Origin of the sequence: Xanthomonas hyacinthi (assembly GCF_009769165.1) — a bacterium.
In the GTDB taxonomy this organism is placed as follows: Bacteria; Pseudomonadota; Gammaproteobacteria; order Xanthomonadales; family Xanthomonadaceae; genus Xanthomonas_A; species Xanthomonas_A hyacinthi.
Genome location: NZ_CP043476.1, coordinates 454,075 through 477,898 on the forward strand (window position 1 = coordinate 454,075; position 23,824 = coordinate 477,898).

A 23,824-nucleotide genomic window follows, 5' to 3' on the forward strand; every position below is an offset into this window, starting at 1 on the left:
GGGAGACGCGGGCCATCACCGCGAACGCGGCCGCGTTCGCAGCGCACCCAGCGCGCGCCCGATGCGTGCGCCAGGCAGCGTTCCGACCCGCCGCAGCGGCGGCTTGTTTCCCGTGTCCGCCCGATCGCGGCCGCGCGCGGCGTCGCGTGCGTCCGTCCCCGTCTTCCGAACGAGAACCGATCATGACCCCGCATGACGCTCCCCTGCTGATCCTCAGCCACGTCTGCCATCCGGCAGTGACCGATGGCTTCATCCCCGCCGCGCAGCGCCTGGGCGTGCCGGTGCTGCTGCTGACCGACCACCGCCACGACCATCTGGCGCACTTCCGCCGGCATCCGCCCACGGTGCCGTTGCAGATCCTGGAGTGCGACGTGTTCAATCCGCTCGGCGTGCTCGACCTGCTCAGCACTCTGCAAGTGCAGCCGCGCGCGGTGTTCAGCAACAGCGATCATCTGCAGACCAGCGCCGCGCTGGTCGCCGCCGCGCTGGAACTGCCGGGCAAGGACTGGCAGATCTGCTATGCGGCCAAGAACAAGGCCGCGATGCGCCAGCGGCTGCACGCGCGCGGCCTGCCGGCGCCGTGGTTCTGCAGCCTGGCGCCGGGCGCGGCGATCCCGGCGCAGGCGCCGTGGCCGTTGATCGCCAAGCCGCGCGAAGGCGTGGCCAGCCTGGACGTGCGCCATTGCGCCGACGCCGCCGCGCTGCAGGCCTATCTGGACGATTTCTGGCAGCGCCATCCGCAGCGCAGCGTGTTGCTGGAGGGCGTGCTGCAAGGCCCGTTGTTCACCGTGGAAACGCTCGGCGACGGGCAGCGCCTGCAGGCGTTGGGCGGCTTCGACGTGCGCCTGTCGGCGCCGCCGCACTTCGTCGAATGCGAGGCCAGCTGGCGCGGCGATGCCGACACGCCGGCGCGGCGCCAGGCGCTGGCGCAGTTGCAGGCATTCGGGATCGGTTTCGGCGCCTGCCACAGCGAATTCATCCTCACCGCCGACGGGCCGGTGCTGGTCGAGATCAACTACCGCAGCATCGGCGACGGCCGCGAATTCCTGCTCGACCGCATGTTCGGCGGACGCTGGTTCGACAGCGTGCTCGGCCTGCACCTGGGGCAGCCGCTGCCGACCCTGCGCGCGCAGCGCGAACACGCGCTGGTGCGCTACTACGTCGCCGAGGCCGAAGGCACCCTGGCCATGGCCAGCGACGACCAGGCCTGCGACGGCATGCACTGGGAAGCGCGCTACCGGCGCCTGCGGCAACCCGGCGACAGCATCCGCCTGAGCCACTCCAACAAGGACTACCTGGGCGCGCTGGACGTGCTCGCCGACGCCGCGGCCGACCTGCCGCTCGCGCTTGCCGCGGCCGAGGCACCGCTGCAGTGGCGGATCGAGAGCAATGCGGGAGCGCAGCCATGAACCGCGACGACGACCGCCGCTACATCGAGCTGCGCATCATCGACGCCTGCCTGCGCGAAGACCTGCGCGGCATCGTCAGCCGCGGCGCCGCGGCCACGCCATCGCCGGCGCTGCTGGCGGCGTGGCCGGCGCCGCTGCCCAGCGCGACCTGGTGGCGCATCGCACACCTGCCCGACGGCGAGCTGTGGCTGCCGCTGCAACGCCGCGGCTACCTGCAGGAACTCAGCGCCTGCAGCGACGGCTGGCTGCTGCGCGACGGCGAACGCATCGTCTTCGAATCCGGCGCCGCCACCTGGCTGGCACGGATCAGCGCCGGGCTGGATGCGGACACCCGGCGCCTGCACCGCGCCTATGCCGACGAAGCGGATTGCGCGGTGCGCCAGCGTGCGCTGGTGCGGCAGGCCTACGCGCAACAGCGCGCGCCGCTGGCCGCCGCTTTGGACGCGGCCGATGCGCACGAACGCGCCTACCGCTGCGAACAGCTGGCCAGCCATCGCGACCATCCGTTCTACCCGACCGCGCGCGCCAAGGTCGGGCTGGACGATGCGCAGCTGCCGCACTATGCGCCCGAGTTCGCACCGTGTTTCGCGCTGCGCTGGCTGGCGCTGCCGGCGGTGGCGGTGGCGCAGACCACGCCGCCGCCGGCGTTCTGGCCGCGCCCGAGCATGCTCGGGCTGGCGCCGGCGCTGGATGCCAGCCACGTCGCCTGGCCACTGCACCCGCTGACCTTCGCGCGCCTGGGCGAAGACGGCTTCGCGCTGCCCGACGGCGCGCTCGCCGCGCCGCAACCCTGGTTGCAGGTGCGCCCATCGCTGTCGGTGCGCACGCTGATCCCGCTGGAATATCCGGACCAGCACCTCAAGCTACCGCTGCCGATGCGCACCCTCGGCGCGCTCAACCTGCGCCTGATCAAGCCGTCCACGCTGTACGACGGGCACTGGTTCGAACGCGTGCTGCGCGCCATCGCCGCGCACGATCCGGCCTTGGACGCGCGCTACCTGCATGCGGACGAATCCCACGCCGGCCAGGTCGGCGAGGCGCGTCACCTGGCCTATCTGCTGCGCCGCTATCCGCCGCTGGCGGAGGCGACGCTGGTGCCGGTGGCCGGCCTGTGCGCCGCGCTGCCGGACGGCCGCCCGCTGGCGCTGCACCTGGCCGAGCGCTTCCACGGCGGCGACCTCCACGCATGGTGGGACGCCTACCTCGCGTTGATGTGCCAGGTGCATCTGCGGCTGTGGCTGCGCTACGGCATCGCGCTGGAGGCCAACCAGCAGAACAGCGTGCTGATCTACGCCCGCGGCCGCGCCCCACGGCTGCTGCTGAAGGACAACGACGCGGCGCGGGTGAAATTGTCGCGGCTGTATGCGCAGCGGCCGGAATTGGCGCAACTGGGTCCGCCGCGCGACGCGCGCATCGCGGTGGAAGACGAGGCCGCGCTGGCGCGGATGTTCTGCACCATCATCCTGCAGCTCGACCTGCAGGCGGTGCTGGAAGGCCTGGCCGACGCGCAGCCGGCGCTGCGCGCGCCGCTGTACGCGCAATTGCGCGCGCGCCTGCACGGCACCTTGCGCGAACTGCATGCCGAAGGCATCGACAGCGCGCCGGCGCAGGCGCTGCTGGCAGCGCCGCGGCTGCCGGTGAAGTACCTGCTCAGCGCCGGCAGCCTGCTCGGCAAGCAGATCACCGGCGCCGCCGACATCAACAAGTTCTACGGCGACAGCGCGCCCAATCTGCTGCGCGAGGACCCCGCCGCGGCGACAGCGCCCGCGGTCGCGCTGCCGGCGCGGGCGGCATTCACGCACGGAGCCGCGCGATGAAGCGGATCCTCGGCCCGGTGCTGGCCGCGCACTACCTGGCCGCGTTCACTGCGCTGGGCATGCCGCTGTTCCTGCCGCAGGTGCTGCAGCAGCTGGCGCCAGGCGCGGCGATCGGCTGGAGCGGCGTGCTGTACGTGCTGCCGACGCTGTGCACCGCGCTCACCGCCAGCGCCTGGGGCCGGCTGGCCGACCGCTACGGACGCAAGCGCTCGCTGCTGCGCGCGCAGTTGGGCCTGGCGCTGGGCTTCGCGATGGCCGGCTTCGCGCCCGACCTGGGCTGGCTGGTGGCCGGGCTGGTGGTGCAAGGCGCCTGCGGCGGTTCGCTGGCCGCGACCAATGCCTATCTGACCACGCAGGCGCGGACCGGGCCGCTGGCGCGCGCGCTGGACTGGACCCAGTTCTCGGCGCGGCTGGCGATGGTCACCGCGCCGGCGCTGCTCGGCCTGGCCAGCGCGCTGGGTCCGGCGCAATCGCTGTACCGCTATCTGGCGCTGCTGCCGCTGCTCGCCTTCGCGCTGAGTTGGCGGCTACCCGCCGATCCGCCGCGGCCACGCCACGCCGCGGCGGCAACGGATGCCGACGCGCACGACGACGCCAGCCGCCGTCGCCAGCGCTGGGCGCTGTGGAGCACGCAATTCCTGTTCTGCTTCGCGATGGTGGTGACCTTCCCGTACTTCCTGCCGTACGCGCAGGCGCAGGGCATCGGCAACGCCGCCGCCGCAGGCTTGCTGTACAGCCTGCCGCACCTGGTCTACCTGGTGCTGTTGCCATGCTGGCGCGGCCGCGAACACGGCGCCTCGCCGCTGCCGGCCGGGCTGGCGCTGTTCGCGCTGGCCTGCCTGCTGCAGGCCGTGCTGCACGCGCAAGCGTGGCTGATCGCCGCGCGCCTGCTGTTCGGCGTGGGCATGTGGATGGCGCTGCGCGGGCTCAACCGCAGCCTGGCCGGCATCGCCAGCGCGCACGGCGCCGGGCAGTTGTTCGGGCGCTTCGATGCGTTCGGCAAATACGCCGGCGTGGCCGGCGGCGCGCTCGCCGGCGCCCTGGTGCAAGGCCACGGCCTGGTCGTGCCGTTCCTCGCCGCGACCGCCGCGGCCCTGCTGGCGCTGGCGCCGGCCCTCTCGCTCACATCCGTACGGAGAACCGCACATGTCCCAGCTCGCGATGCATGAACCGCTGCACGACCCGTGGTACGACAGCCTGGCGCAAGCGCAGGCGATCACCTGCTGGCTCAACTGCTATCTGCGCGAAGTGGCGATCGGCCGCGGCCAGGCCGAGTTCGACTACCGCGGCCTGGACCGTCCCGGCATCGCCAGCGCCGGCGAACGCTGGCTGCGCCTGCACCTGCCTTCCGGCGCCGCGCTGTGCATCCGCCTGGCGCAGACCGACACGCTCGGCCGCTGCCGCTTCGACTCGGCGCCGTACCTGAAAGCCAACGCACAGCCGTGGCACTGTCTGGACGCGACGGCGCTGGTGCGCTTGCTGTTGCAGGAACTGGCCGACGGCGAGGCGTTCAACGCCGAACTGCTGGCGCAGAGCGACAACAGCATCGCGGTGACCGCACAGCTGCTGCGCTGCGCCGAGGTCGCCGTGCCCAGCGGTGAGACGATGATCGATGCCGAACAATCGATGCTGTGGGGGCACGCGCTGCACCCGACGCCGAAGAGCCGCGAAGGCGTGCCGCTGGCGCAGGTGCTGGCCTGCGCGCCGGAAGCGCGCAGCCGCTTCCCGCTGTTCTGGTTCCGCATCGATCCACGCCTGTACCGCGCGCAGGGCCAGGACGTGCGCGCCACGCTGGCGCAGGCCGGCGCTGCCGCGGATCTGTATCCGTGCCATCCATGGGAAGCCGAGCGCGTGCTCGCGCACCCGCTGCTGCGCCAGGCGCAGGCGCGCGGCTGGATCGAACCGCTGGGCGAACGCGGCCTGGCGCTGCGCCCGACCTCGTCGGTGCGCACGCTCTACCACGCCGAGCTGGATTACTTCCTCAAGCTGTCGGTGCATGTGCGCCTGACCAACTGCGTGCGCAAGAACGCCTGGTACGAACTGGAAAGCGCGGTCGCGCTGACCCGCCTGCTGGCGCCGGCCTGGCGCGAACTGGCGCAGCGCGTGCCGGGCTTCCAGGTGTTGCTGGAACCGGCCGCCACCGATCTGGATTTCTCCGCGCTGGGCGGCGATGCGCAGGCCTGCCGCGCGCTCGGCGAAAGCTTCGGCATGCTCTACCGGCAGGCGATCCCGGCGCCGCAACGGCTGCGCTTCCAGCCGCAGGTGGCCGGCGCGCTGTTCACCCGCGATGCGCGCGGCGATGCCGCCTGCGCCGCGCCGCTGCGGGCGCTGGCAGGCCGCTACGGCAGCCTGGATGCGGCGACAGCGGCCTGGTTCCAGGCCTACGCGCGGCTGCTGCTGGACGGCGTCTGGAGCGCCTGGTTCGACTACGGCATCGTGCTCGAGCCGCACCTGCAGAACACCGTGATCGGTTGCGTGGACGGCCTGCCGGCGCGGGTCTGGATCCGCGACCTGGAAGGCACCAAGCTGCTGCCGGCGCGCTGGCCGGCGGCGCGCCTGCACGGCATGTCGGAGACCGCGCGGCAGTCGCTGTACTACAGCGCCGAACAGGGCTGGAACCGGATCGCCTACTGCGCGCTGGTCAACAACCTGGCCGAGGCGATCTTCCATCTGGCCGACGGCCACGAGCGCCGCGAGCGGCAGCTGTGGCGGATCGTCGGCACCATCGCCCAGTCCTGGCAGCAGCGCCACGGCCCGCAACCGGCGCTGCAGGCGCTGCTCGAAGGCGCGCCGCTGCCGGCCAAGAACAACCTGCGCCTGCGCCTGCTGCAACGCGCCGACCGCCATGCCGACTACACCCTGCTGCCCAATCCGATCGCGCTGCCGGCGCAGCGGCAGGCCGCGGCATGAGCCTGCGCATCGATCCGGCGCCGCTGGCGGCAGCGCTGCCGCAGTTGCGCGAATGCGGCGACGGGCCAGTGTGCGCCTACGTCTACGACCTGGCCGCGCTGCGCCGCCACGCCGCAGCGATGCGCGCGCAACTGCCCGCCGCCTGCGAGCTGTACTACGCGGCCAAGGCCAATGCCGAGCCGCCGCTGTTGCGCACGCTGGCGCCGTGGGTGGACGGCTTCGAGGCGGCATCCGGCGGCGAACTGCAATGGCTGCACGAACACCAGCCGGGCCGGCCGCTGCTGTTCGGCGGCCCCGGCAAGCTCGACGCCGAACTGCAGCTGGCAACGTCATTGCCCGAGTGCACGCTGCACGTGGAGAGCCTGGGCGAACTGCGGCGGCTGGCGCGCATCGCCGCGCAGGGCACGCTCCGCGTGCCGGTGTTCCTGCGCATGAACATCGCCGTGCCCGGCATGCAGGACACGCGCCTGGTGATGGGCGGGCGGCCGTCGCCGTTCGGGTTGGACATACTCGACCTGGACGCGGCCATGCAGTTGCTGCGCGATAGCCCGGCGCTGCAGCTGACCGGCTTCCACTTCCACCTGATGTCGCACCAGTGCGACGCGCAAGCGCAGCTGCGCCTGGTCGCCAGCTACCTGCAGACCGTGCAGGGCTGGCGCCAGGCCTACAAGCTGGGTCCGCTGACGGTGAACGCCGGCGGCGGCTTCGGCGTGAACTACGCCGAAGCGGCGGCCTCGTTCGACTGGTCCGGATTCTGCGCCGGCCTGCCGGCGCTGCTGCGCACGCATGGCGACGGCCTGCGCCTGCGCCTGGAGCCGGGCCGCTACGTCAGCGCGAGCTGCGGCTGGTATCTGATGGAAGTGCTCGACATCAAGCGCAGCCATGGCGAATATTTCGCCATCGGCCGTGGCGGCACGCACCACTTCCGCACCCCGGCCGCGCAAGGCCACGACCATCCATTCCTGGTGCTGCGCGGCACCCAGGCGCCGGTGCTGCGCGACACGCGGGTGACCCTGGTCGGCCAGCTATGTACGCCCAAGGACGTGCTGGCGCGCGCGCAACCGGTCGCGGCCCTGGCGCCGGGCGACTGCCTGGCGTTCCCGCTCGCCGGCGCCTACGCCTGGAACATCTCGCACCAGCAGTTCCTGATGCACCCGCCGCCGCAGATGCTGTTCGTGGACGGCACGGGCGAAGGCGCGTCACCCGTTAGCGATACGCCCTAAACCTGAGCCGGCGCCGGACGCCGGCTCGGCAGCAGCGCCGCCACGATGCCCAGCAGCGGCAGGTAGGACATCGCCTGGTATACGAACACGATGCCCTCGCGGTCGGCGAGCAGGCCGAGCACCGCCGCACCCAGCCCGCCCATGCCGAAGGCGAAGCCGAAGAACAGCCCGGAGATGGTGCCGATGCGGCCGGGCATCATTTCCTGCGCATACACCAGGATCGCCGAGAACGCCGAGGACAGCACGAAGCCGATCAGCACGGTCAGCGCGGTCGCCGCGTGCAGGCCGACGTAGGGCAGCGCCAGCGCGAACGGCGCCACGCCCAGGATCGACACCCAGATCACCGGCTTGCGCCCGATCCGGTCGCCGACCGGACCGCCGATCAGCGTGCCCAGCGCCGAGGCCAGCAGGAACGCGAACAGGTGCAGCTGCGCGCTCTGCACCGACACCCCGAAGCGCTGGATCAGATAGAACGTGTAATAGCTGCTCAGCCCGGCGATGTAGAAATACTTGGAGAAGATCAGCAGCAGCAGGATCGCCACGATCCGCAGCACGGTCCTGCGCGGCAGCGCCGGCGCCACCGCGGCGGGCCGCGGTGCGGCGCGCACCGCCTGCAGATGCAAGGCGTACCAGCGGCCGACGTAGGACAGCAAGGCGATACCGAGCAGCGCCGCGGCGCCGAACCAGGCCACGCTTTGGCGACCGTTGGGCACGATCACCGCCGCGGCGATCAGCGGCCCGAGCGCGGTGCCGGTGTTGCCGCCGACCTGGAACACCGACTGCGCCAGCCCGTGGCGTCCACCCGAGGCCAGCCGCGCGATCCGCGAGGATTCCGGATGGAAGATCGCCGAGCCGATCCCGACCAGCGCCGCGGCCAGCAGCACCATCGCGAAACTCGGCGCATACGCCAGCAGCAGCAGGCCGCACAGGGTCGAGGTCATGCCCAGCGGCAGCGAGTACGGCGCCGGCCGCCGGTCGGTGCGCAGCCCGATCAGCGGCTGGAACAGCGAGGCGGTCAGCTGGTAGGTCAGCGTGATCAGCCCGACCTGGGCGAAGCTGAGCTGGAACTGGCCTTTCAGCACCGGGTACAGCGCCAGGATCAGCGACTGCATCATGTCGTTGATCAGGTGCGAGGAGGTGATCGCGGCGAGCACGCCGGTCACCACCGGACGGGGCGCAGCGGCGGCGGGAACGGTGGCGGCGGCAGGACGCAGACTCGACATGGCAAACCGGGCGATGGAGGGACGGCGCGCATGGTAGGCTGACCCGCTTCGACCTTCCTGCGCAACATGCCCACCACTCGTCGAGAAAAGGACACCACCAGCGCCACGACGCCGTCCGCGTGGAGCATCGACGACGCGCCCGCCGACGTGGTGTGCAAGGCCGCCGACTATCCCAGCGAGACCGCCATCGCCCCGCACCGGCATGCGCGCCATCAGTTGGTCTACGCCCTGTACGGGCTGATGGTGGTGCGCTCCGGCCAGGGCCACTGGGTGGTGCCGAGCACCCGTGCGCTGTGGATGCCGGCCGGCACCGTGCACAGCGTGCGCTGCGTCGGCACGCTGGGCATGCGCAGCCTGTACATCCGCCCCGGCGCGATCGCCGGCATGCCGACACAGCCATCGGTGATGGCGGTGGAACCGCTGCTGGAAGCGCTGATCCGCAGCGCCGCCAGCGTGCCCTGGGACTACCCCGCCGACTCGCGCGACGGGCGCCTGATGCGGCTGATCCTGGACGAGCTGCATGCCCTGCCGGCGCTGCCGCTGCACCTGCCGCAAGCGCACGATGCGCGCCTGCTGCGCATCGCTGCGGCGCTGGAAGCCGACCCGGCCGACGCCACCACCCTGCACGGCTGGGCGGCGCGGCTGGGCGTGGACGTCAAGACCATCCAGCGCCTGTGCCGGCGCGAGTTGCAGATGCGCTTCGGCCAATGGCGGCAGCAGCTGCGCCTGCTGCGCGGGCTGGAACGGCTGGCCGCGGGCGACCGCATCATCGATGTGGCGGTCGAACTCGGCTACGACAGCCCCAGCGCATTCGCCGCGATGTTCAAGCGCCAGTTCGGCCAGCCGCCGAGCCAGTTCTTCCGTTAGCGGCGTGTCCTCCATTCCCGGGTAGGACACGCCCCAGGTCCGCATACTGCGTCACGGTTCGGTCAGATCCGCAGGCGCAGGATGCGCGCACCACCCGACTGGAGCACCGCCATGACCCGTTCCATTTCCCTCGCCGTGTGCCTGCTGCTGAGCCTGAGCGCCGTGCCGCTGCTGGCCGACGCCGCGGCCAAGCCGCAGACCGCGCAGCAGTCGCTGATGGCCCAGTGTTCGGCACAGAACAAGGGCAAGAAAGGCGACGAGTACAAGAGCGCGCAGAAGGCCTGCCTCAGCGGCGGCAGCGCGGCGCCGGCATCCGGCAACGCCTCGCAGCAGCGGATGAAGGACTGCAACGCCAAGGCGGCCACACAGAAACTGCAGGGCGATGCGCGCAAGAGCTTCATGAGCGGCTGTCTGAAGAAGCAGTGATCGGCCGGCCGCAGCGGCGCGAACGTGCCATGGACGCGGCCTGCGCAGGCCGCGTCCAGCATCTGGCAATGCGCTAAGCCGCAGGATCGGCGACGCGGTCCGCCGACGCGACGTGGTCGATCTGCGCCACCGCATGATCGACCGGGGCATGCTCGACAGGGATCGGCACATAGTCCTCGCTGAAGGCGACCTCGCCCGGCGTCCATCCGGCGCGGCGCCGTACCGCACCCCAGAACCGCTTCAATCCCTCCAGTTGCAGCGCGACCAGGCCCAGCTCGTTGTCGCGATCCACCATCGGGTCGCCGACCCCGGTGGGGCGCAGCGGCTCGCCGTACAACGCGGTGCCGAACAGCACGTCCCAGAACGCGAACACCTGGCCGAAGTTGCAGTTGTGCAGGTTCGGCCGCTGCGGATCCACGCGCATGTGATGCAGGCGATGGAAGCGCGGATCGACCAGGAGCTTGTCCAGCACCGGCCCGAACCCGAAGCGCACGTTGGCGTGCGACAGGTTCTGCACCAGTTCGCCGAGCAGCATCAGCCAGGCGAACTCGTCGGCGGCGATGCCGAACGCCACGCCCACCGCGGCCAGCACGAACGATTGCAGCGCACCGTCCAGATAGTTGCTGCGGTCGTTGGCCCAGCAACTTAGCTGGCGCTGGCTGTGGTGCATGCTGTGCATCGCCCACCACCACGGCAGCCAGTGCTGGACCCGGTGCATCCAGTAGTAGGTGAAGTCGTAGGCCAGGTAGTACAGCGCGAACAAGGCCAGCGGATGCCGGTCCAGCCACGGCCAGGCGTGGCGCAGGCCGAACACCGGCGCCGACGCGGCGCTCGCATCGGCACCGCCCAGCGCATTCGCCAGCGGGGTCAGGATCAGCAACGAGAACAGCGGGAACACCCCGACCAGCATCAGCCAGGTGTAGTGGAAATCGATCCTGGCCAGGCGCCGATGCTCCCAGCGCTCGGCCGGCCACAGGCTTTCCAGCGGCCGGAACAGCACGCCGATGATGCACAGCTGCAGGGCCGCGATCAGCAACGAAGCGGCGATCTCGCGCGGATCGTCGCTGAGTCCGGTCAGGTGCAGCGCCGCCAGCGACGGCGCCACCGCATGCTCGGCCACCGCGGCGACGACGACAGACCAGGCATGCGCGATGGACAACATGACGACGGCTCCTGGGACACGACGACGCCGGCGCGACTGCCGGGCACATTAAGCGTGTCGTCCATCCCCGGGGCAGATCGCGCCGACAGCGGCGCTGCGGGTTGGAGCTGGCAGGCCGCCAGCCGGCGTCGCGCGGCGCGACCCGACCGCCCAGTCTGGCGCTGCGCCACGCGGCGCCAGACAACGGCCTGCCAGACCAATGCGAGCTACTCGGGGACGGATGACACGCCTTAGCGTGGCGGCCGATCCTTTCGCCAAGCTGTCCGCTTGCGTTGTGCTTGCTGTCGTCCCGGCAGCAGCGTCCACGCCGCCGCCGCCGCACGTGACCAGGCTGGGATCAGGCCTGCGCCAGCGCCTGCCGCAGGTCGGCGAGCAGGTCGTCGATGTGCTCGATGCCGACCGACAGCCGCACCGTGTCCTCGCTGACCCCGCTGCGCTCCAGCTCCTGCGCCGACAATTGCCGGTGCGTGGTCGAGGCCGGATGCGTGGCCAGCGACTTGGCATCGCCGATGTTCACCAGCCGGGTGAACAGCTGCAACGCGTCGAGGAAGCGCGCACCGGCGGCGCGGCCGCCGCGCAGGCCGAAGGTGAGCACGCCCGAGCCCTGCCCGCGCAGATACTTCTGCGCCAGCGCATGCTCCGGATGCCCGGGCAGGCCGGCGTAGTTGACCCATTCCACCTTGGCCTCGCTGTGCAGATGCCGGGCCACCGCCAAGGTGTTCTGGTTGATCCGGTCCATGCGCAGCGGCAGCGTCTCGATGCCCTGCAGGATCAGGAACGCGTTGAAGGGCGACAGCGCCGCGCCGGTATTGCGCAACGGCACCACCCGCGCGCGGCCGATGTAGGCCGCCTCGCCCAGCGCTTCGGTATAGACCACGCCGTGGTAGCTGACGTCCGGTTCGTTGAGGCGGCGGAAGCGCTGCGCATGCGCCGCCCACGGGAACTTGCCCGAGTCCACGATCGCACCGCCCAGGCTGGTGCCGTGCCCGCCAAGGTATTTGGTCAGCGAATGCACCACGATGTCGGCGCCGAAGTCGATCGGCCGCAGCAGGTATGGCGTGGGCACCGTGTTGTCGACGATCAGCGGCACGCCGTGCGCGTGCGCGATCGCGGCGACCGCTTCCAGGTCGGTGACGTTGCCGCGCGGATTGCCGATCGACTCGACGAAGATCGCCTTGGTGCGGTCGTCGATCAGCCCGGCGAACGCGTCCGGATCGCGGTAGTCGGCGAAGCGGGTTTCGATGCCCGACAGCGGCAGCGTGTGCGCGAACAGGTTGTAGGTGCCGCCGTACAGCGCGCTGGAGGAGACGATGTTGTCGCCGGCCTCGGCGATGGTCTGGATCGCATAGGTCACCGCGGCCTGCCCGGAGGCCACCGCCAGCGCGCCGATGCCGCCTTCCAGCGCGGCGATGCGCTGTTCCAGCACATCGGTGGTGGGATTCATGATGCGGCTGTAGATGTTGCCCTGCACCTTCAGGTCGAACAGGTCGGCGCCGTGCTGGGTGTCGTCGAAAGCATAGGCCACGGTCTGGTAGATCGGCACCGCCACCGCGCGCGTGGTCGGATCGGGGCGGTAGCCGCCATGCACGGCGATGGTTTCCAGCTTCCAGTTCGGGTCGGACATGGGCGGGTCTCGGCAAGAGGAGCCGAGACGATAGCGGCGATCGCGTGCAGCGCCTGCTAACCGCTGGTTATAAGCCTATGCCTTGAGGCCGGCGACGCTGCGGCCTGAGATCGCATGGCGCTATTTGCGCACCAGGTAGCCGACCAGGGCACCGCCTACTGCGGTCAGGAACGACATCGCCCATTTCTTGTCATCGGCCGATACCTTGCCGGTCGTATCAAGCAGCGTCGTCAGGCAGATCCAGCCAATCGCGCCGATGAACACCGAGGCGAACAAGAACAACAGGATGTCCTTGGTCAGGCGGACCGCTCGCTCGGCCTCGGTTTCGTTCTTCTCAACATTGACCTTGAAACTGTGCCCGCTCGGCGGGCTGTTCAGGTCAAGCGTGCTCATAAACCGATGATCTCGGTTTCGAGCTGGCGGGTCTCCGGATTCACCAGGCCGATCTTGCGCCCCTGTTTGGTGCCGTCACGGGCGGCCAGGTAGAGCTGCAACGCCTTGCGCAGGATCTCGCTCTTGCTCTGCTGGGATTCCAGGGCAGCCTGGTCGATGGCCTTGTTGAGATCGTCGGAAAGATTCAGGTTCAGGCGGACGGACATGGGAGCCTCGCGGGTCGTTGGATGAGGAAAATATACATCAAATACCCTCAAGGACACCTCGCCGACCCATTAGCCAACTGGCCGCCGGATTCCATCGCCCGATTCTGGATTCAGGCGATGGCGACCGCGGCCGCGACGCGGATCGCATCAGGCCTTCACGAACACCAGGCGTCCGCCCTCGGCATCCACGCGGATCGTGTCGCCGCTCAGGAACTGCGCGGACAGGATCTGCTGCGCCAGCGGGTTCTCCAGCTGCGACTGGATCGCGCGCTTCAGCGGCCGCGCGCCGTACACCGGATCGAAGCCGACGTTGCCGAGCAGTTCCAGCGCGCGGTCGCTGAGTTCGATCTTCAGCCCGCGCTCGGCCAGGCGCTTGTCCAGGCCGCCCAGCTGGATGCGCGCGATCGACTTGATCTGCGCCTTGTCCAGCGGATGGAACACCACGATGTCGTCCAGCCGGTTGATGAACTCCGGGCGGAAATGCGCCTGCACCACGCCCATCACCGCCGCCTTCATCTGCGTGTAGGCCTCGGCCGAGCCGTCGCCGCTCAGTTCCTGGATCTGGTGCGAGCCCAGGTTCGAGGTCATCACGATGACGGTGTTGCGGAAGTCCACGGTGCGGCCCTGGCCGTCGGTGAGGCGGCCATCGTCGAGCACCTGCAGCAGGATGTTGAACACGTCGCTGTGCGCCTTCTCCACCTCGTCGAGCAGGATCAGCGAATACGGCCGGCGCCGCACCGCCTCGGTCAGATAGCCGCCTTCCTCGTAGCCGACGTAGCCCGGAGGCGCGCCGATCAGCCGCGCCACCGAATGCTTCTCCATGAACTCGCTCATGTCGATGCGGATCATCGCCTCGCTGCTGTCGAACAGGAACTCGGCCAGCGCCTTGCACAGCTCGGTCTTGCCGACACCGGTCGGGCCCAGGAACAGGAACGAGCCGCTGGGCCGGTTCGGATCGGACAGGCCGGCGCGCGAGCGCCGCACCGCATCGGAGACCACCTTGATCGCCTCTTCCTGGCCGACCACGCGCCGGTGCAGTTCGTCTTCCATGCGCAGCAGCTTGTCGCGCTCGCCCTCGAGCATGCGGTTGACCGGAATGCCGGTCCAGCGCGACACCACCTCGGCGATCTCCTCGGCGGTGACGCGGTCCTGCACCAGCTTGAAATCGTGATGCTCGGCATCGCCGGCCGCGGCCAGCTGCTTCTCCAGGTTCGGCAGCAGGCCGTACTGGATCTCGCTCATCTTGGCGTAGTCCTGGCGCCGATGCGCCGCTTCCAGTTCGACCCGCGCCTGCTCGATCTGCTCCTTGATCCTGGTCGCGCCCTGCAAGGTGGCCTTCTCCGAGCGCCACACTTCGTCGAGGTCGGAGAACTCGCGCTCGAGTTTGTCGATATCGCTTTCCAGGTCGGCCAGGCGCTGCCGCGAGGCCTCGTCCTTTTCCTTCTTCAGCATCTCGCGCTGGATCTTGAGCTGGATCAGGCGCCGCTCCAGGCGATCCAGTTCTTCCGGCTTGGAGTCGATCTCCATGCGGATGCGGCTGGCGGCCTCGTCCATCAGGTCGATGGCCTTGTCCGGCAGCTGGCGGTCGCTGATGTAGCGGTTGGACAGCGTGGCCGCGGCGACGATCGCCGGGTCGGTGATCTCCACGCCGTGATGCACCGCGTAGCGCTCCTTGAGTCCGCGCAGGATGGCGATGGTGTCTTCCACCGTCGGCTCGCCGACGAACACCTTCTGGAAGCGCCGCTCCAGCGCGGCGTCCTTCTCGATGTACTTGCGGTATTCGTCCAGGGTGGTGGCGCCGATGCAGTGCAGCTCGCCGCGCGCCAGCGCCGGCTTGAGCATGTTGCCCGCGTCCATCGCGCCGTCGGCCTTGCCGGCGCCGACCATGGTGTGCAGTTCGTCGATGAACAGGATGACCTGGCCTTCGGTCCTGGACAGGTCGTTGAGCACGCCCTTGAGCCGCTCCTCGAACTCGCCGCGGAACTTGGCGCCGGCGATCAGCGCGCCCATGTCCAGCGACAGCACGCGGCGGCCGCGCAGGCCTTCCGGCACCTCGCCGTTGACGATGCGCTGGGCCAGCCCCTCGACGATGGCGGTCTTGCCGACGCCGGGTTCGCCGATCAGCACCGGGTTGTTCTTGGTGCGCCGCTGCAGCACCTGGATGGTGCGGCGGATTTCCTCATCGCGGCCGATCACCGGATCCAGCTTGCCGCTCTCGGCGCGCGCGGTGAGGTCGATGGTGTATTTCTCAAGCGCCTGGCGCTGCTCTTCGGCGCTTTCCGACTGCACCGTCTCGCCGCCGCGCAGCTTGTCGATGGCCGCTTCGAGCTTGTTCTTGTCGGCGCCGGCGGCGCGCAGCGCCAGGCCCAGCGCGCCGGCATCGTCGGCCGCGGCCAGCACGAACCACTCGCTGGCGATGAACTGGTCGTTGTGCTGCTGCGCCAGCTTGTCGGTCTGGTTGAGCAAGCGGCTCAGATCGTTGCCGATCGACAGGTTGCCGGGCTGGCCGCTGACCTTGGGCAGCTTGTCCAGCGCCTCGCCCAGCCGCTCGCGCAGCACCGGCACGTTGACCCCGGCCTGCGCCAGCAGCGGCCGGGTACTGCCGCCGGACTGGTCGAGCAGCGCCGTGAACACATGCACCGGCTCGACGATGGTGTGGTCGCGGCCCACGGCCAGCGACTGGGCGTCGGCCAGCGCCTGCTGGAAACGCGACGTGAGCTTGTCCATCCGCATCGGGAAGTTCCTCTGAAAGGGGGGCCGGCCGCGCCGGCATGCTAGTCAGATGCGGTTGCTGCGGCATGTTTCAAGGCCGCGGGCCTGCCTGTCTCCGTCTGCGCCGCCTGGCCGACCGCCCGCCCAAGGGCTGCGCGACGACAGCCGCCGTGCGCGCATGGCGTGCATCCGGCGCAGCACCCTCGCCACCGAGCGGCGTGCTGCGCCAGTCGCCGCACGGTCACACGCCGCTACCGCCAGTGCCCCTACCCTCGCGCTTCCGAACCTTCCCGCACAGGAGCCGCAATGCACTACGAACTCTATTACTGGACCGGCATCCAGGGCCGCGGCGAGTTCGTGCGGCTGGCGTTGGAGGATGCCGGCGCGGCCTACCGCGACGTCGCCCGCGAGGAAGGCGACGCGGCACTGCAGCCCTTCCTCGACGGCGCGCAGCCGGGCGCGCGGCCATTCGCGCCGCCGTTCCTGAAAGCCGGGCGGCTGCTGATCGCGCAGGTCGGCAACATCCTGCATTACCTGGGCCCATCGCTGGGACTGGTGCCGGACAGCGCGTCGCGGCGGCTGCAGGCGCTGCAATTACAGCTGACCATCGCCGACCTGGTGACCGAGATCCACGACAGCCACCACCCCATCGCCAGCGCGCTGTACTACGAAGAGCAGCAGCCCGAAGCGCGGCGCCGCGCCGAAGACCTGCGCACGCAGCGGCTGCCGAAGTTCCTGGGCTACTTCGAGCAGGTCATGAGCCAGGGCGGCGGGCGCCATGCGCTGCGCGAACATTCCTACGTGGACCTGTCGCTGTTCCAGCTGATGAGCGGCCTGGACTACGCGTTTCCCACCGCGATGAAGAAGCTCTCGCCGAAGCTGCCGCAACTGCGCGCCCTGCAGCAGCGCGTGTCCGAACGCCCGGCCATCGCGGCGTATCTGGCATCGGCGCGGCGCCTGCCGTTCAACGACAACGGCATTTTCCGGCGCTATCCGGAGCTGGATGGGTGAGGCGTGGCGGCATGATGCCTGTTGTGGGAGTCGCACATGATTCTGCAACGCTGCACAAGACATTCCACAACGCCGGTACCGAAGACAGCCAGGATGGCGCTCAGGTCCGGACCAACGCCGCACGGATCGCCTGCAGCTGCTTGCGCACCGCCGCGGCCTGCGCCGGCCCCAGGCGCAGCAGCGCCTTCTGCCCGACCGACAGCGACTCCAGCGCCGGATCGACGAAGCGGTACTTGCCGGTGCGCGCATCGGCGGCCACTGCCGGCGGCGTTGCCGGTACAGGCGCCTGCAGCAGATGGTCGATCACCTGCACCAGGCGGTCGTTGAAATAGCCCTGGGGATAGCCCAGCTCCACGTAGGCCTGCTGGAACAAGGGATAGAAGCGCCGATACGCGGCCACCATGGCGCCGGCATCGGCCTGGGTGAAGGCCTGCACGTACGGGGCGTAGCGCTGCGTGTTGGCCTCGGCGATGCTGCTGGCATCGGCCGCATCGGTGGCGATCTGCAGTTGCCCGGGGACCGGCTTCAAGGCCAGGGTGCGCGCGGCGACGCGGCGCTGCGGCAGGTTGTCGATCATCGTCACCGCGCGCTGGATCAGATGGTCGCGGATCAACAGCGTCAGCGGTGCCTCGCTGCCGGCCAGCGTCGCCAGTTCGGCCCACGCCGCCGCGTCGCTGTCGGCCAGCGCCGGGATCGCCGCATCGGCGGCGGCGGCAGGATCGATCGGATGCTGGATCGGCGGCGGCACTGCGGCCGCTGCGGCCACGGGCGCGGGCGGTGCCGCGCTCGACGCAGCTGCCGGCGCCAGCGCAGCAGGCGCAGGCGCTGCGCCACGCAGCAGCGCGCTCAGCTTGTCGCGGAACAGCCACGACGCGGCAGCGGCCACCAGCACAGCGACCAGGATCCAGGGCCAGGACGAATGACGCGGCTGCATGGTGTCCGGTTCTCCGTTGAACGTGGCAGGTGTGACCGCCGCACCCGTCGCCGGTTCCAACGCGGGACGGCCCACGTTCAGCCAGCGGCCCCTGCGCCGAATGCGATGCGCGCGTCCACCAGCACCACACGCGGCTTCTGCAGCGACAGCAGGCCGAGCAGCGCGGCCAGGGCCACGTAGCCGCCGGCGAATTGCCAGGCGATCAGCTTGGGCAGGCCGCTCAGCGTCCATGGCAGGTAGATGCCGCCGCGCGGATCCACCGAGTGGATCAGGCCGAACAGGGTCAGCCCGGCCGCGACCAGCAGGAACACCGCGGCGCGGCGCAGGCGCCCGTCGACCATCGCCGCCACCGCCGCGGTCCACAGCATCGCGGTGATGATGAAGCCGTTGCCCAGGGTGAAGATCACTGCCAGTTCGGGCAGCCCGTGGCCGTCCAGGGTGGTGGTCAGCGCGGCCAGCTTGTCCGCCGGGATCCAGCCCGGCGCCTTGATCGCCAGCAGGTAGGCCACCGATGGCAGGAAGCCCAGCACCATCGCCCCGGCATGGCGCTTGGGCGTGGCCTGGAACGCCTGCGTGGTGATGTCGATGGCCACGTACACGATGATCGGCGCCAGCACCGCCAGCGGCAGCCACTGCACCAGCCCGGCGACCAGCCCGAGCATGCCGCCCAGGCCGATGAACAGCCCGGTCAGCAGCGTGTAGCCGCTGCGCGCGCCCATGTGCTTGTACGCCGGCTGGCCGATGTAGGGCGTGGTCTGGGCGACGCCGCCGCAGACCCCGGCGACCAGGGTCGAGCAGGCCTCGACCAGCAGGATGTCGCGGGTGCGGTAGTCGTCGCCGGCGGCGCGCGCGCTCTCGCTGACGTTGATGCCGCCGACCACCATCAGCAGCCCGAACGGCAGCAGCAGCGGCAGCAGCAGCACGCTGTCGGCCAGGCCGGCGACGAAGCCCAGGCTCGGCCATGGCAACACCAGCTGCGGCGCCACCCACGGCGGCGCCTGATAGCCGGGAATGCCGAACCCGGCCGCGTTCGACCAGTAGTACAGCGCGGTACCCAGCAGCAGCGCCAGCGGCACGCCGGGCAGGCCGTACGGCAGCCGGCCCTTGGCGATCAGCACGTACAGCAGCAGGCCCAGCACCACCAGCCCGACCAGCGGCGCGCGCAGCGTTTCCAGTAGCGGCAGGAAGCCCATCAGCACCAGCGCGATGCCGGCGATCGAGCCGAGCAGCGCCGCCCGCGGCAGCGCGCGGGTGACCGCATCGCCGAAGAACGACAGCACGGTCTTCAGCAGGCCCATCACCACCAGCGCGGCCATGCCCAGATGCCAGGTGGCGAGCGCCGCGGCCTGCGGGTCCAGGCCCTGCTGCTTGTAGCGCACGAACGCCGGGCCGAGCACCAGCAGCGCCATGCCGATGCTGGTCGGCGCGTCCAGGCCCAGCGGCATCGCGGTGACGTCGCTGCGCCCGCTGCGCGCGGCCAGCCGGCGCGCCATCCAGGTGTACAGCAGATTGCCGATCAGCACGCCGAACGCGGTGCCGGGAATCATCCGCGTATAGATCACCTCGGCCGGGAACTGGAACAGGCCGACCAGGGCCAGGGTGATGAAGCCGAGGATCGACAGGTTGTCGACCACCAGGCCGAAGAAACCGTTGAGGTCGCCGGCGACGAACCAGCGCGGGCGCGACGAAACAGGAGCGGTGCTGGGCATGCGGGCGATGGCTTGGTGAGGGATCGATGGATGGTAATGGAAGCGGCGCCTGCGGATTGGCGCACGAACAGGGATGCAGCATCCCGGCCCGCGCCTGTGCGACGCGGCTACAGCGGCAGATGCAGGAATTGGTTGAACGCACTCGGCACGTAATCGGCGAACGCCGGTCCGTTGCGGAAGCCGCGTCGCCGGTACAAGGCCAGCGCCGCGTCGAACGCCGCGCCGCTGCCGGTCTCCAGGCTCAGCCGGCGCAGGCCGGCGGCGCGCGCCACGTCCACGATGTGTTCGAGCAGCGCCGCGGCCGCGCCCTGGCGCAGGAAGTCCGGATGGGTTCGCATCGACTTCAGTTCGCCGCCGCCGTCGTCGAGCACGCGCAACGCACCGACCGCGGCCAGCGCATCGCCGCGCCAGGCGCTCCACACGGTCACATCCGCGCGTTGCAGCCCGGACAGGTCCAGCGCATACACGCTGCCCGGCGGCGACTGCGCATGCATCTGCTGCAGGTGGTACGCGAGCAACGCACGCACCGCTTCACCGGACAGATCGTCCTCGCGGATCGAAAACGTCACCGCCCCGCTGTTCCGAATCCCCACTCCCCACTCCCGAATCCCGGCTTCAAAACGACACCTCCACCGGCTGCCGCGACCACAGCACCGACTGGTGCCCGGTCGCCTGCTTCCACGCCAGCCGGATCGCCTCGATGTCGGCACGGCGCTGCGGCGTGTCCTCGTGCAGGATCACCAGCACCTTGGTGTTGAGCCGGTTCGGCTCCTTGGCGCCGCGGAACAGCCACTGCCCATAGGCGTCGAACACGGTCAGGCCATCCGGGAAGCGCGGCGTGACCTGCTTGTCCAGGAACGCGCGCCATTGCGGCTCGCTGATCGGCTCGGCCTGCGCGCGATCGGCCGGGCCGCTCTCCTCGCCGACCCCGAAATACAGCTCGCTGCGCACCCAGCCGCTGGCCTGCGCCGGGCGCGCGGCATCGCCCTGCATGGCGGCGCCGACCTTGGCCGGCGCAGTGGAAGCGGACGGCGCCACGCTGGCGCAGGCGGTCAGGGCCAGGAACACGGCAAGCAAGGGGGCACGCAGCAGCATCGGCAGATCTCGGAAGCGGAACGGAAGGACGCAACGGTAGGCGGCGGCGCGCATCCGGTTACCGCCGGACATGAGCTGATGCCGAACGGATGGAATGCAACGGCTCGCCGCCGCGTTAACGGCAAGATAATATATCGCTTCATCCGGATGGATGCAGCAATCTTGCCGCGCATTGCGCCCGACCACGGCGCCTGCGGCGGCCTTCGCGGTCACCGTTTCAGGAGAGAGTTCCTCATGTCGCATCCGTTCGCCAAGCCGCTGAGCCTGGCCATCGCCCTGGTCCTGTCGGCCCCCGCCCTGGCGCAGCAGGCCGAGACCGCCGCCGCAGCCAACCTGGACACGGTGATCGTCACCGGTACCCGCGCCAGCAGCCGCACCGTGCTCGAGTCCACCGCGCCGGTGGACGTGCTCAGCGCCGAGGACATCCGCAAGGCCGGCATGGTCAACGGCGAGCTGGGCAGCGCGCTGCAGGCGCTGCTGCCCTCGTTCAACTTCCCGCGCCAGTCCAACTCCGGCGGCGCCGACCACATCCGCGCCGCGCAGCTGCGCGGGCTCTCGCCCGACCAGGTGCTGGTGCTGGTCAACGGCAAGCGCCGCCACACCTCGGCGCTGGTCAACACCGACAGCAAGATCGGCAAGGGCACCACCCCGGTGGATTTCAACTCGATCCCGATCAGCGCGATCAAGCGCATCGAGGTGCTGCGCGACGGCGCCGGCGCGCAGTACGGCTCCGACGCGGTGGCCGGGGTGATCAACGTGATCCTCGACGACGATCCGGACAGCGGCGCGCTGGAAGCCAGCTTCGGCGCCAACCATACCGACGTGAAGCCGATCGACCGCACCGTCACCGACGGCCAGACCAGCTATGCCAGCGCCAAGGTCGGCACCCGCCTCGGCGACGACGGCGGCTTCTTCAAGGTCGGCCTGGAGCTGAAGAACCGCGAGGGCACCAACCGCGCCGGCTACGACCAGATCCCGCCGTTCGAGGCGCAGACTCCAGCCAACCTGGCCCTGGCCGGCAAGCGCAACTACGTGCTCGGCGACGGCGCCAGCAAGGACCTCAACGCCTGGATCAACGGCAAGCTGCCGTTCGGCCAGAGCAGCGAGTTCTATTTCTTCGGCACCTACAATCAGCGCGACACGCAGGGCGCCAACTATTTCCGCTATCCCGACAGCGACGCCAACTGGACCCAGGTCTACCCGAACGGCTACCGGCCGGTGTCGCTGGGCGAGAACCGCGACATCCAGAGCGTGGCCGGCGCGCGCGGGCAATGGGGCGACTGGGCCTACGACGCCAGCCTCGATTACGGCCGCAACGATTTCACCTACCGGCTGAAGAATTCGCTCAACGCCTCGCTCGGCCCCGACAGCCCGACCCGCTTCAAGACCGGCGACTACGCCTTCGAGCAGAGCGTGGCCAACCTGGACCTGAGCCGCAGCTTCGACGCCGCCGGCGCCACCCACACCGTCGGCAGCGGCGTGGAGTTCCGCCGCGAGCGCTACCGCACCCGACCCGGCGACCCGGCCAGCTACGCCGCCGGCGCCTATACCGATCGCCCCACCGGTGCCCAGGCCGGCGGCGGGCTGACCCCGCAGGACGCGGCCGACCTGTCGCGCAACGTCGCCAGCGTCTACGCCAGCGTGTCCAGCCAGTTCGGCGACAAGTTCTCCACCGACCTGGCCGCGCGCTACGAGCACTACCAGGATTTCGGCGACGAACTGACCGGCAAGCTGGCCGCGCGCTACGAGTTCGTGCCGGCGTTCGCGCTGCGCGGCGCGATCTCCAACAACTTCCATGCGCCGTCGCTGAGCCAGATCGGCTACGAAGCCACCTCCAGCGGCTACGACGCGGCCGGCCAGCTGCTGCAGGGCCGGCTGCTGTCGGTCAACAACCCGATCGCGCAGGCGCTGGGCGCACGCGAGCTGAAGCCGGAGAAATCGGTCAACTACAGCCTGGGCTTCACCAGCCGCATCGGTTCCCACTTCGACCTGTCGCTGGACCTGTTCCAGATCGACATCGACGACCGCATCGCGCTGTCCGAAGACATCAGCGGCGACGCGCTGACCGCGTTCGTGGCGCAGAACTTCGGCGTCACCGGCCTGCAGAGCGCCAGCTTCTTCGTCAACGCCGCCGACACCCGCACCCGCGGCGCCGAGCTGGTCAGCAACTGGCGGCAGGCGCTGGGCGACGGCCAGCTGCAGCTCACCGGCACCTGGAGCTACGCCAAGACCGAACTGAAGAACCTGGTCGCCACGCCGCCGCAGCTGCTGGCGCTGAATCCGGACTACGTGCTGTTCGGCGTGGAGGAGAGCAACACCCTGACCGACGCCGCGCCGCGCAGCCGCGCCCAGTTCGCGGCGAACTGGAACAACGACCGCTGGGCGCTGCAGACCCGCCTCAGCCGCTACGGCAGCGCCACCCGCGTGTTCGACTTCGGCGATGGCTATGTGCCGCGCCAGACCTACGGCGCCGAGTGGCAGCTCGACGCCGAGGTCGAATACCACATCACCGCGCAGTGGAGCGTGGCGCTGGGCGGGCAAAACCTCACCGACAACTACTCCGACCGCTCCAACAGCGACATCTACTACTTCGGCAACCTGCCCTACGACGTGCTGTCGCCGATCGGCAGCAACGGTGCGTATTACTACGGGCGGGTGCGGTATACCTTCTGACGAAGGTGGGATTGGGGATTCGGAATTGGCGATTCGCAACAGCGCCTCACGTCGGCGGGCACTGCGCCGACGTGGGCGGTGGGGGTGCGGGGCGGATTCAGCGCCTGGGGCGGCCAGGCGACGCAGTGCATACCCTGACGGCCGACAATGGCAAGGAGTTCGCCGATCATCAACTGATCGCTGCTGCCTTGCAGGGCGACTTCTACTTCGCTGATCCATACACAGCGTGGCAGCAACGAAAATGCCAACGGATTGATGACCCAGCAGTACTTGCCAGGGAACACCGACTTCAGCACGATACGCGATGCGCACTTGCGATGGATCGAGCAACGACTCTACAACCGCCCGCGCAAGATACTCGAATTCAGAACGCCCCTCGAAGTTTTCTCCGAGGAGTTCCCCAACAGCGTTGCGAACCAGAGTTGAATCC

Annotated in this window: 19 protein-coding genes and 1 pseudogene; 10 read left to right on the forward strand and 10 right to left on the reverse strand. The window is 69.9% G+C overall.

What is annotated here, in order from left to right:
* Positions 1-182: 182 nt before the first annotated feature.
* The 5 genes from FZ025_RS02140 to FZ025_RS02160 are packed head-to-tail and all read left to right on the forward strand — an operon-like array spanning position 183 to position 7,359.
* Positions 183-1,409, forward strand: coding sequence for an ATP-grasp domain-containing protein (locus FZ025_RS02140; RefSeq protein ID WP_046978285.1), 1,227 nt, complete (start codon positions 183-185; stop codon positions 1,407-1,409).
* Positions 1,406-3,226 (forward strand): IucA/IucC family protein, encoded by a 1,821-nt coding sequence (locus FZ025_RS02145; RefSeq protein ID WP_104558653.1) that lies wholly within the window; start codon positions 1,406-1,408, stop codon positions 3,224-3,226. Before FZ025_RS02140 ends, FZ025_RS02145 begins: the two co-directional genes overlap by 4 nt.
* Entirely contained in the window at positions 3,223-4,395 is a 1,173-nt protein-coding gene (locus FZ025_RS02150) for an MFS transporter (protein WP_046978287.1), read from the forward strand. Before FZ025_RS02145 ends, FZ025_RS02150 begins: the two co-directional genes overlap by 4 nt.
* Positions 4,388-6,136, forward strand: a complete 1,749-nt coding sequence (locus tag FZ025_RS02155) for an IucA/IucC family protein (protein WP_104558674.1) — start codon at positions 4,388-4,390, stop codon at positions 6,134-6,136. The genes FZ025_RS02150 and FZ025_RS02155 overlap by 8 nt, the downstream gene beginning before the upstream one ends.
* Positions 6,133-7,359 (forward strand): type III PLP-dependent enzyme, encoded by a 1,227-nt coding sequence (locus FZ025_RS02160; protein WP_046978289.1) that lies wholly within the window; start codon positions 6,133-6,135, stop codon positions 7,357-7,359. Before FZ025_RS02155 ends, FZ025_RS02160 begins: the two co-directional genes overlap by 4 nt.
* Here FZ025_RS02160 and FZ025_RS02165 read toward each other — a convergent pair.
* Positions 7,356-8,582: an MFS transporter gene (locus tag FZ025_RS02165; RefSeq protein ID WP_046978290.1), complete on the reverse strand. Its 1,227-nt coding sequence runs from the start codon at positions 8,580-8,582 to the stop codon at positions 7,356-7,358. The genes FZ025_RS02160 and FZ025_RS02165 overlap by 4 nt on opposite strands.
* 57 nt (positions 8,583-8,639) lie before the next feature.
* On the opposite strand from FZ025_RS02165, the gene FZ025_RS02170 reads away from it, so the two are divergent.
* Together FZ025_RS02170 and FZ025_RS02175 are read left to right on the forward strand one after the other, a co-directional pair.
* Entirely contained in the window at positions 8,640-9,449 is an 810-nt protein-coding gene (locus FZ025_RS02170) for an AraC family transcriptional regulator (protein ID WP_046978291.1), read from the forward strand.
* A gap of 111 nt (positions 9,450-9,560) precedes the next feature.
* Positions 9,561-9,875 (forward strand): PsiF family protein, encoded by a 315-nt coding sequence (locus FZ025_RS02175; RefSeq protein ID WP_046978292.1) that lies wholly within the window; start codon positions 9,561-9,563, stop codon positions 9,873-9,875.
* Between the two features lie 73 nt (positions 9,876-9,948).
* Here the strand turns inward: FZ025_RS02175 and FZ025_RS02180 are convergent, their stop codons facing one another.
* The 5 genes from FZ025_RS02180 to clpB all read right to left on the reverse strand — a co-directional run bounded on the left by FZ025_RS02180 (position 9,949) and on the right by clpB (position 15,993).
* Complete coding sequence (locus FZ025_RS02180; RefSeq protein ID WP_046978293.1) at positions 9,949-11,037, reverse strand: sterol desaturase family protein; 1,089 nt, start codon at positions 11,035-11,037, stop codon at positions 9,949-9,951.
* Between the two features lie 337 nt (positions 11,038-11,374).
* A complete protein-coding gene (locus FZ025_RS02185) occupies positions 11,375-12,661 on the reverse strand; it encodes an O-acetylhomoserine aminocarboxypropyltransferase/cysteine synthase family protein (protein WP_046978294.1) in 1,287 nt (428 codons plus the stop codon).
* Between the two features lie 120 nt (positions 12,662-12,781).
* On the reverse strand, positions 12,782-13,054 hold the full coding sequence (locus tag FZ025_RS02190) for a hypothetical protein (RefSeq protein ID WP_046978295.1): 273 nt from the start codon (positions 13,052-13,054) through the stop codon (positions 12,782-12,784).
* On the reverse strand, positions 13,051-13,260 hold the full coding sequence (locus tag FZ025_RS02195) for a ribbon-helix-helix domain-containing protein (RefSeq protein WP_046978296.1): 210 nt from the start codon (positions 13,258-13,260) through the stop codon (positions 13,051-13,053). The genes FZ025_RS02190 and FZ025_RS02195 overlap by 4 nt, the downstream gene beginning before the upstream one ends.
* A 147-nt stretch (positions 13,261-13,407) precedes the next feature.
* A complete protein-coding gene (clpB, locus tag FZ025_RS02200) occupies positions 13,408-15,993 on the reverse strand; it encodes an ATP-dependent chaperone ClpB (protein WP_046978297.1) in 2,586 nt (861 codons plus the stop codon).
* Positions 15,994-16,278: 285 nt separating this feature from the next.
* Here clpB and FZ025_RS02205 point away from each other — a divergent pair, with 285 nt between their 5' ends.
* Positions 16,279-16,983, forward strand: coding sequence for a glutathione S-transferase (locus tag FZ025_RS02205; protein ID WP_046978298.1), 705 nt, complete (start codon positions 16,279-16,281; stop codon positions 16,981-16,983).
* A 100-nt stretch (positions 16,984-17,083) separates the two neighbouring features.
* Here FZ025_RS02205 and FZ025_RS02210 read toward each other — a convergent pair whose 3' ends face one another.
* The 4 genes from FZ025_RS02210 to FZ025_RS02225 all read right to left on the reverse strand — a co-directional run bounded on the left by FZ025_RS02210 (position 17,084) and on the right by FZ025_RS02225 (position 20,721).
* Positions 17,084-17,917, reverse strand: coding sequence for a DUF3014 domain-containing protein (locus FZ025_RS02210; protein ID WP_046978299.1), 834 nt, complete (start codon positions 17,915-17,917; stop codon positions 17,084-17,086).
* A gap of 77 nt (positions 17,918-17,994) precedes the next feature.
* Positions 17,995-19,626: a hypothetical protein gene (locus FZ025_RS02215; protein WP_104558654.1), complete on the reverse strand. Its 1,632-nt coding sequence runs from the start codon at positions 19,624-19,626 to the stop codon at positions 17,995-17,997.
* Between the two features lie 107 nt (positions 19,627-19,733).
* On the reverse strand, positions 19,734-20,195 hold the full coding sequence (locus FZ025_RS02220; protein ID WP_046978301.1) for a GNAT family N-acetyltransferase: 462 nt from the start codon (positions 20,193-20,195) through the stop codon (positions 19,734-19,736).
* A gap of 46 nt (positions 20,196-20,241) precedes the next feature.
* Positions 20,242-20,721 (reverse strand): DUF3574 domain-containing protein, encoded by a 480-nt coding sequence (locus tag FZ025_RS02225; RefSeq protein WP_046978314.1) that lies wholly within the window; start codon positions 20,719-20,721, stop codon positions 20,242-20,244.
* A 234-nt stretch (positions 20,722-20,955) separates the two neighbouring features.
* On the opposite strand from FZ025_RS02225, the gene FZ025_RS02230 reads away from it, so the two are divergent.
* Both FZ025_RS02230 and FZ025_RS02235 read left to right on the forward strand, forming a co-directional pair.
* Positions 20,956-23,394: a TonB-dependent receptor plug domain-containing protein gene (locus tag FZ025_RS02230; protein ID WP_046978302.1), complete on the forward strand. Its 2,439-nt coding sequence runs from the start codon at positions 20,956-20,958 to the stop codon at positions 23,392-23,394.
* A gap of 95 nt (positions 23,395-23,489) precedes the next feature.
* A pseudogene (locus tag FZ025_RS02235) lies at positions 23,490-23,820 on the forward strand (IS30 family transposase); the annotation flags it as partial.
* Between the last annotated feature and the right edge of the window lie 4 nt (positions 23,821-23,824).

Coding starts and splice junctions, on each gene's coding strand:
- FZ025_RS02150 (WP_046978287.1), top strand. CDS start 3,223: ATGAAGCGGATCCTCGGCCCGGTGCTGGCCGCGCACTACCTGGCCGCG.
- FZ025_RS02165 (WP_046978290.1), bottom strand. CDS start 8,582: ATGTCGAGTCTGCGTCCTGCCGCCGCCACCGTTCCCGCCGCCGCTGCG.
- FZ025_RS02140 (WP_046978285.1), top strand. CDS start 183: ATGACCCCGCATGACGCTCCCCTGCTGATCCTCAGCCACGTCTGCCAT.
- FZ025_RS02210 (WP_046978299.1), bottom strand. CDS start 17,917: ATGCAGCCGCGTCATTCGTCCTGGCCCTGGATCCTGGTCGCTGTGCTG.
- FZ025_RS02175 (WP_046978292.1), top strand. CDS start 9,561: ATGACCCGTTCCATTTCCCTCGCCGTGTGCCTGCTGCTGAGCCTGAGC.
- FZ025_RS02215 (WP_104558654.1), bottom strand. CDS start 19,626: ATGCCCAGCACCGCTCCTGTTTCGTCGCGCCCGCGCTGGTTCGTCGCC.
- FZ025_RS02230 (WP_046978302.1), top strand. CDS start 20,956: ATGTCGCATCCGTTCGCCAAGCCGCTGAGCCTGGCCATCGCCCTGGTC.
- FZ025_RS02195 (WP_046978296.1), bottom strand. CDS start 13,260: ATGTCCGTCCGCCTGAACCTGAATCTTTCCGACGATCTCAACAAGGCC.
- FZ025_RS02190 (WP_046978295.1), bottom strand. CDS start 13,054: ATGAGCACGCTTGACCTGAACAGCCCGCCGAGCGGGCACAGTTTCAAG.
- FZ025_RS02155 (WP_104558674.1), top strand. CDS start 4,388: ATGCATGAACCGCTGCACGACCCGTGGTACGACAGCCTGGCGCAAGCG.
- FZ025_RS02205 (WP_046978298.1), top strand. CDS start 16,279: ATGCACTACGAACTCTATTACTGGACCGGCATCCAGGGCCGCGGCGAG.
- FZ025_RS02225 (WP_046978314.1), bottom strand. CDS start 20,721: ATGCTGCTGCGTGCCCCCTTGCTTGCCGTGTTCCTGGCCCTGACCGCC.
- FZ025_RS02180 (WP_046978293.1), bottom strand. CDS start 11,037: ATGTTGTCCATCGCGCATGCCTGGTCTGTCGTCGTCGCCGCGGTGGCC.
- FZ025_RS02160 (WP_046978289.1), top strand. CDS start 6,133: ATGAGCCTGCGCATCGATCCGGCGCCGCTGGCGGCAGCGCTGCCGCAG.
- clpB (WP_046978297.1), bottom strand. CDS start 15,993: ATGCGGATGGACAAGCTCACGTCGCGTTTCCAGCAGGCGCTGGCCGAC.
- FZ025_RS02185 (WP_046978294.1), bottom strand. CDS start 12,661: ATGTCCGACCCGAACTGGAAGCTGGAAACCATCGCCGTGCATGGCGGC.
- FZ025_RS02145 (WP_104558653.1), top strand. CDS start 1,406: ATGAACCGCGACGACGACCGCCGCTACATCGAGCTGCGCATCATCGAC.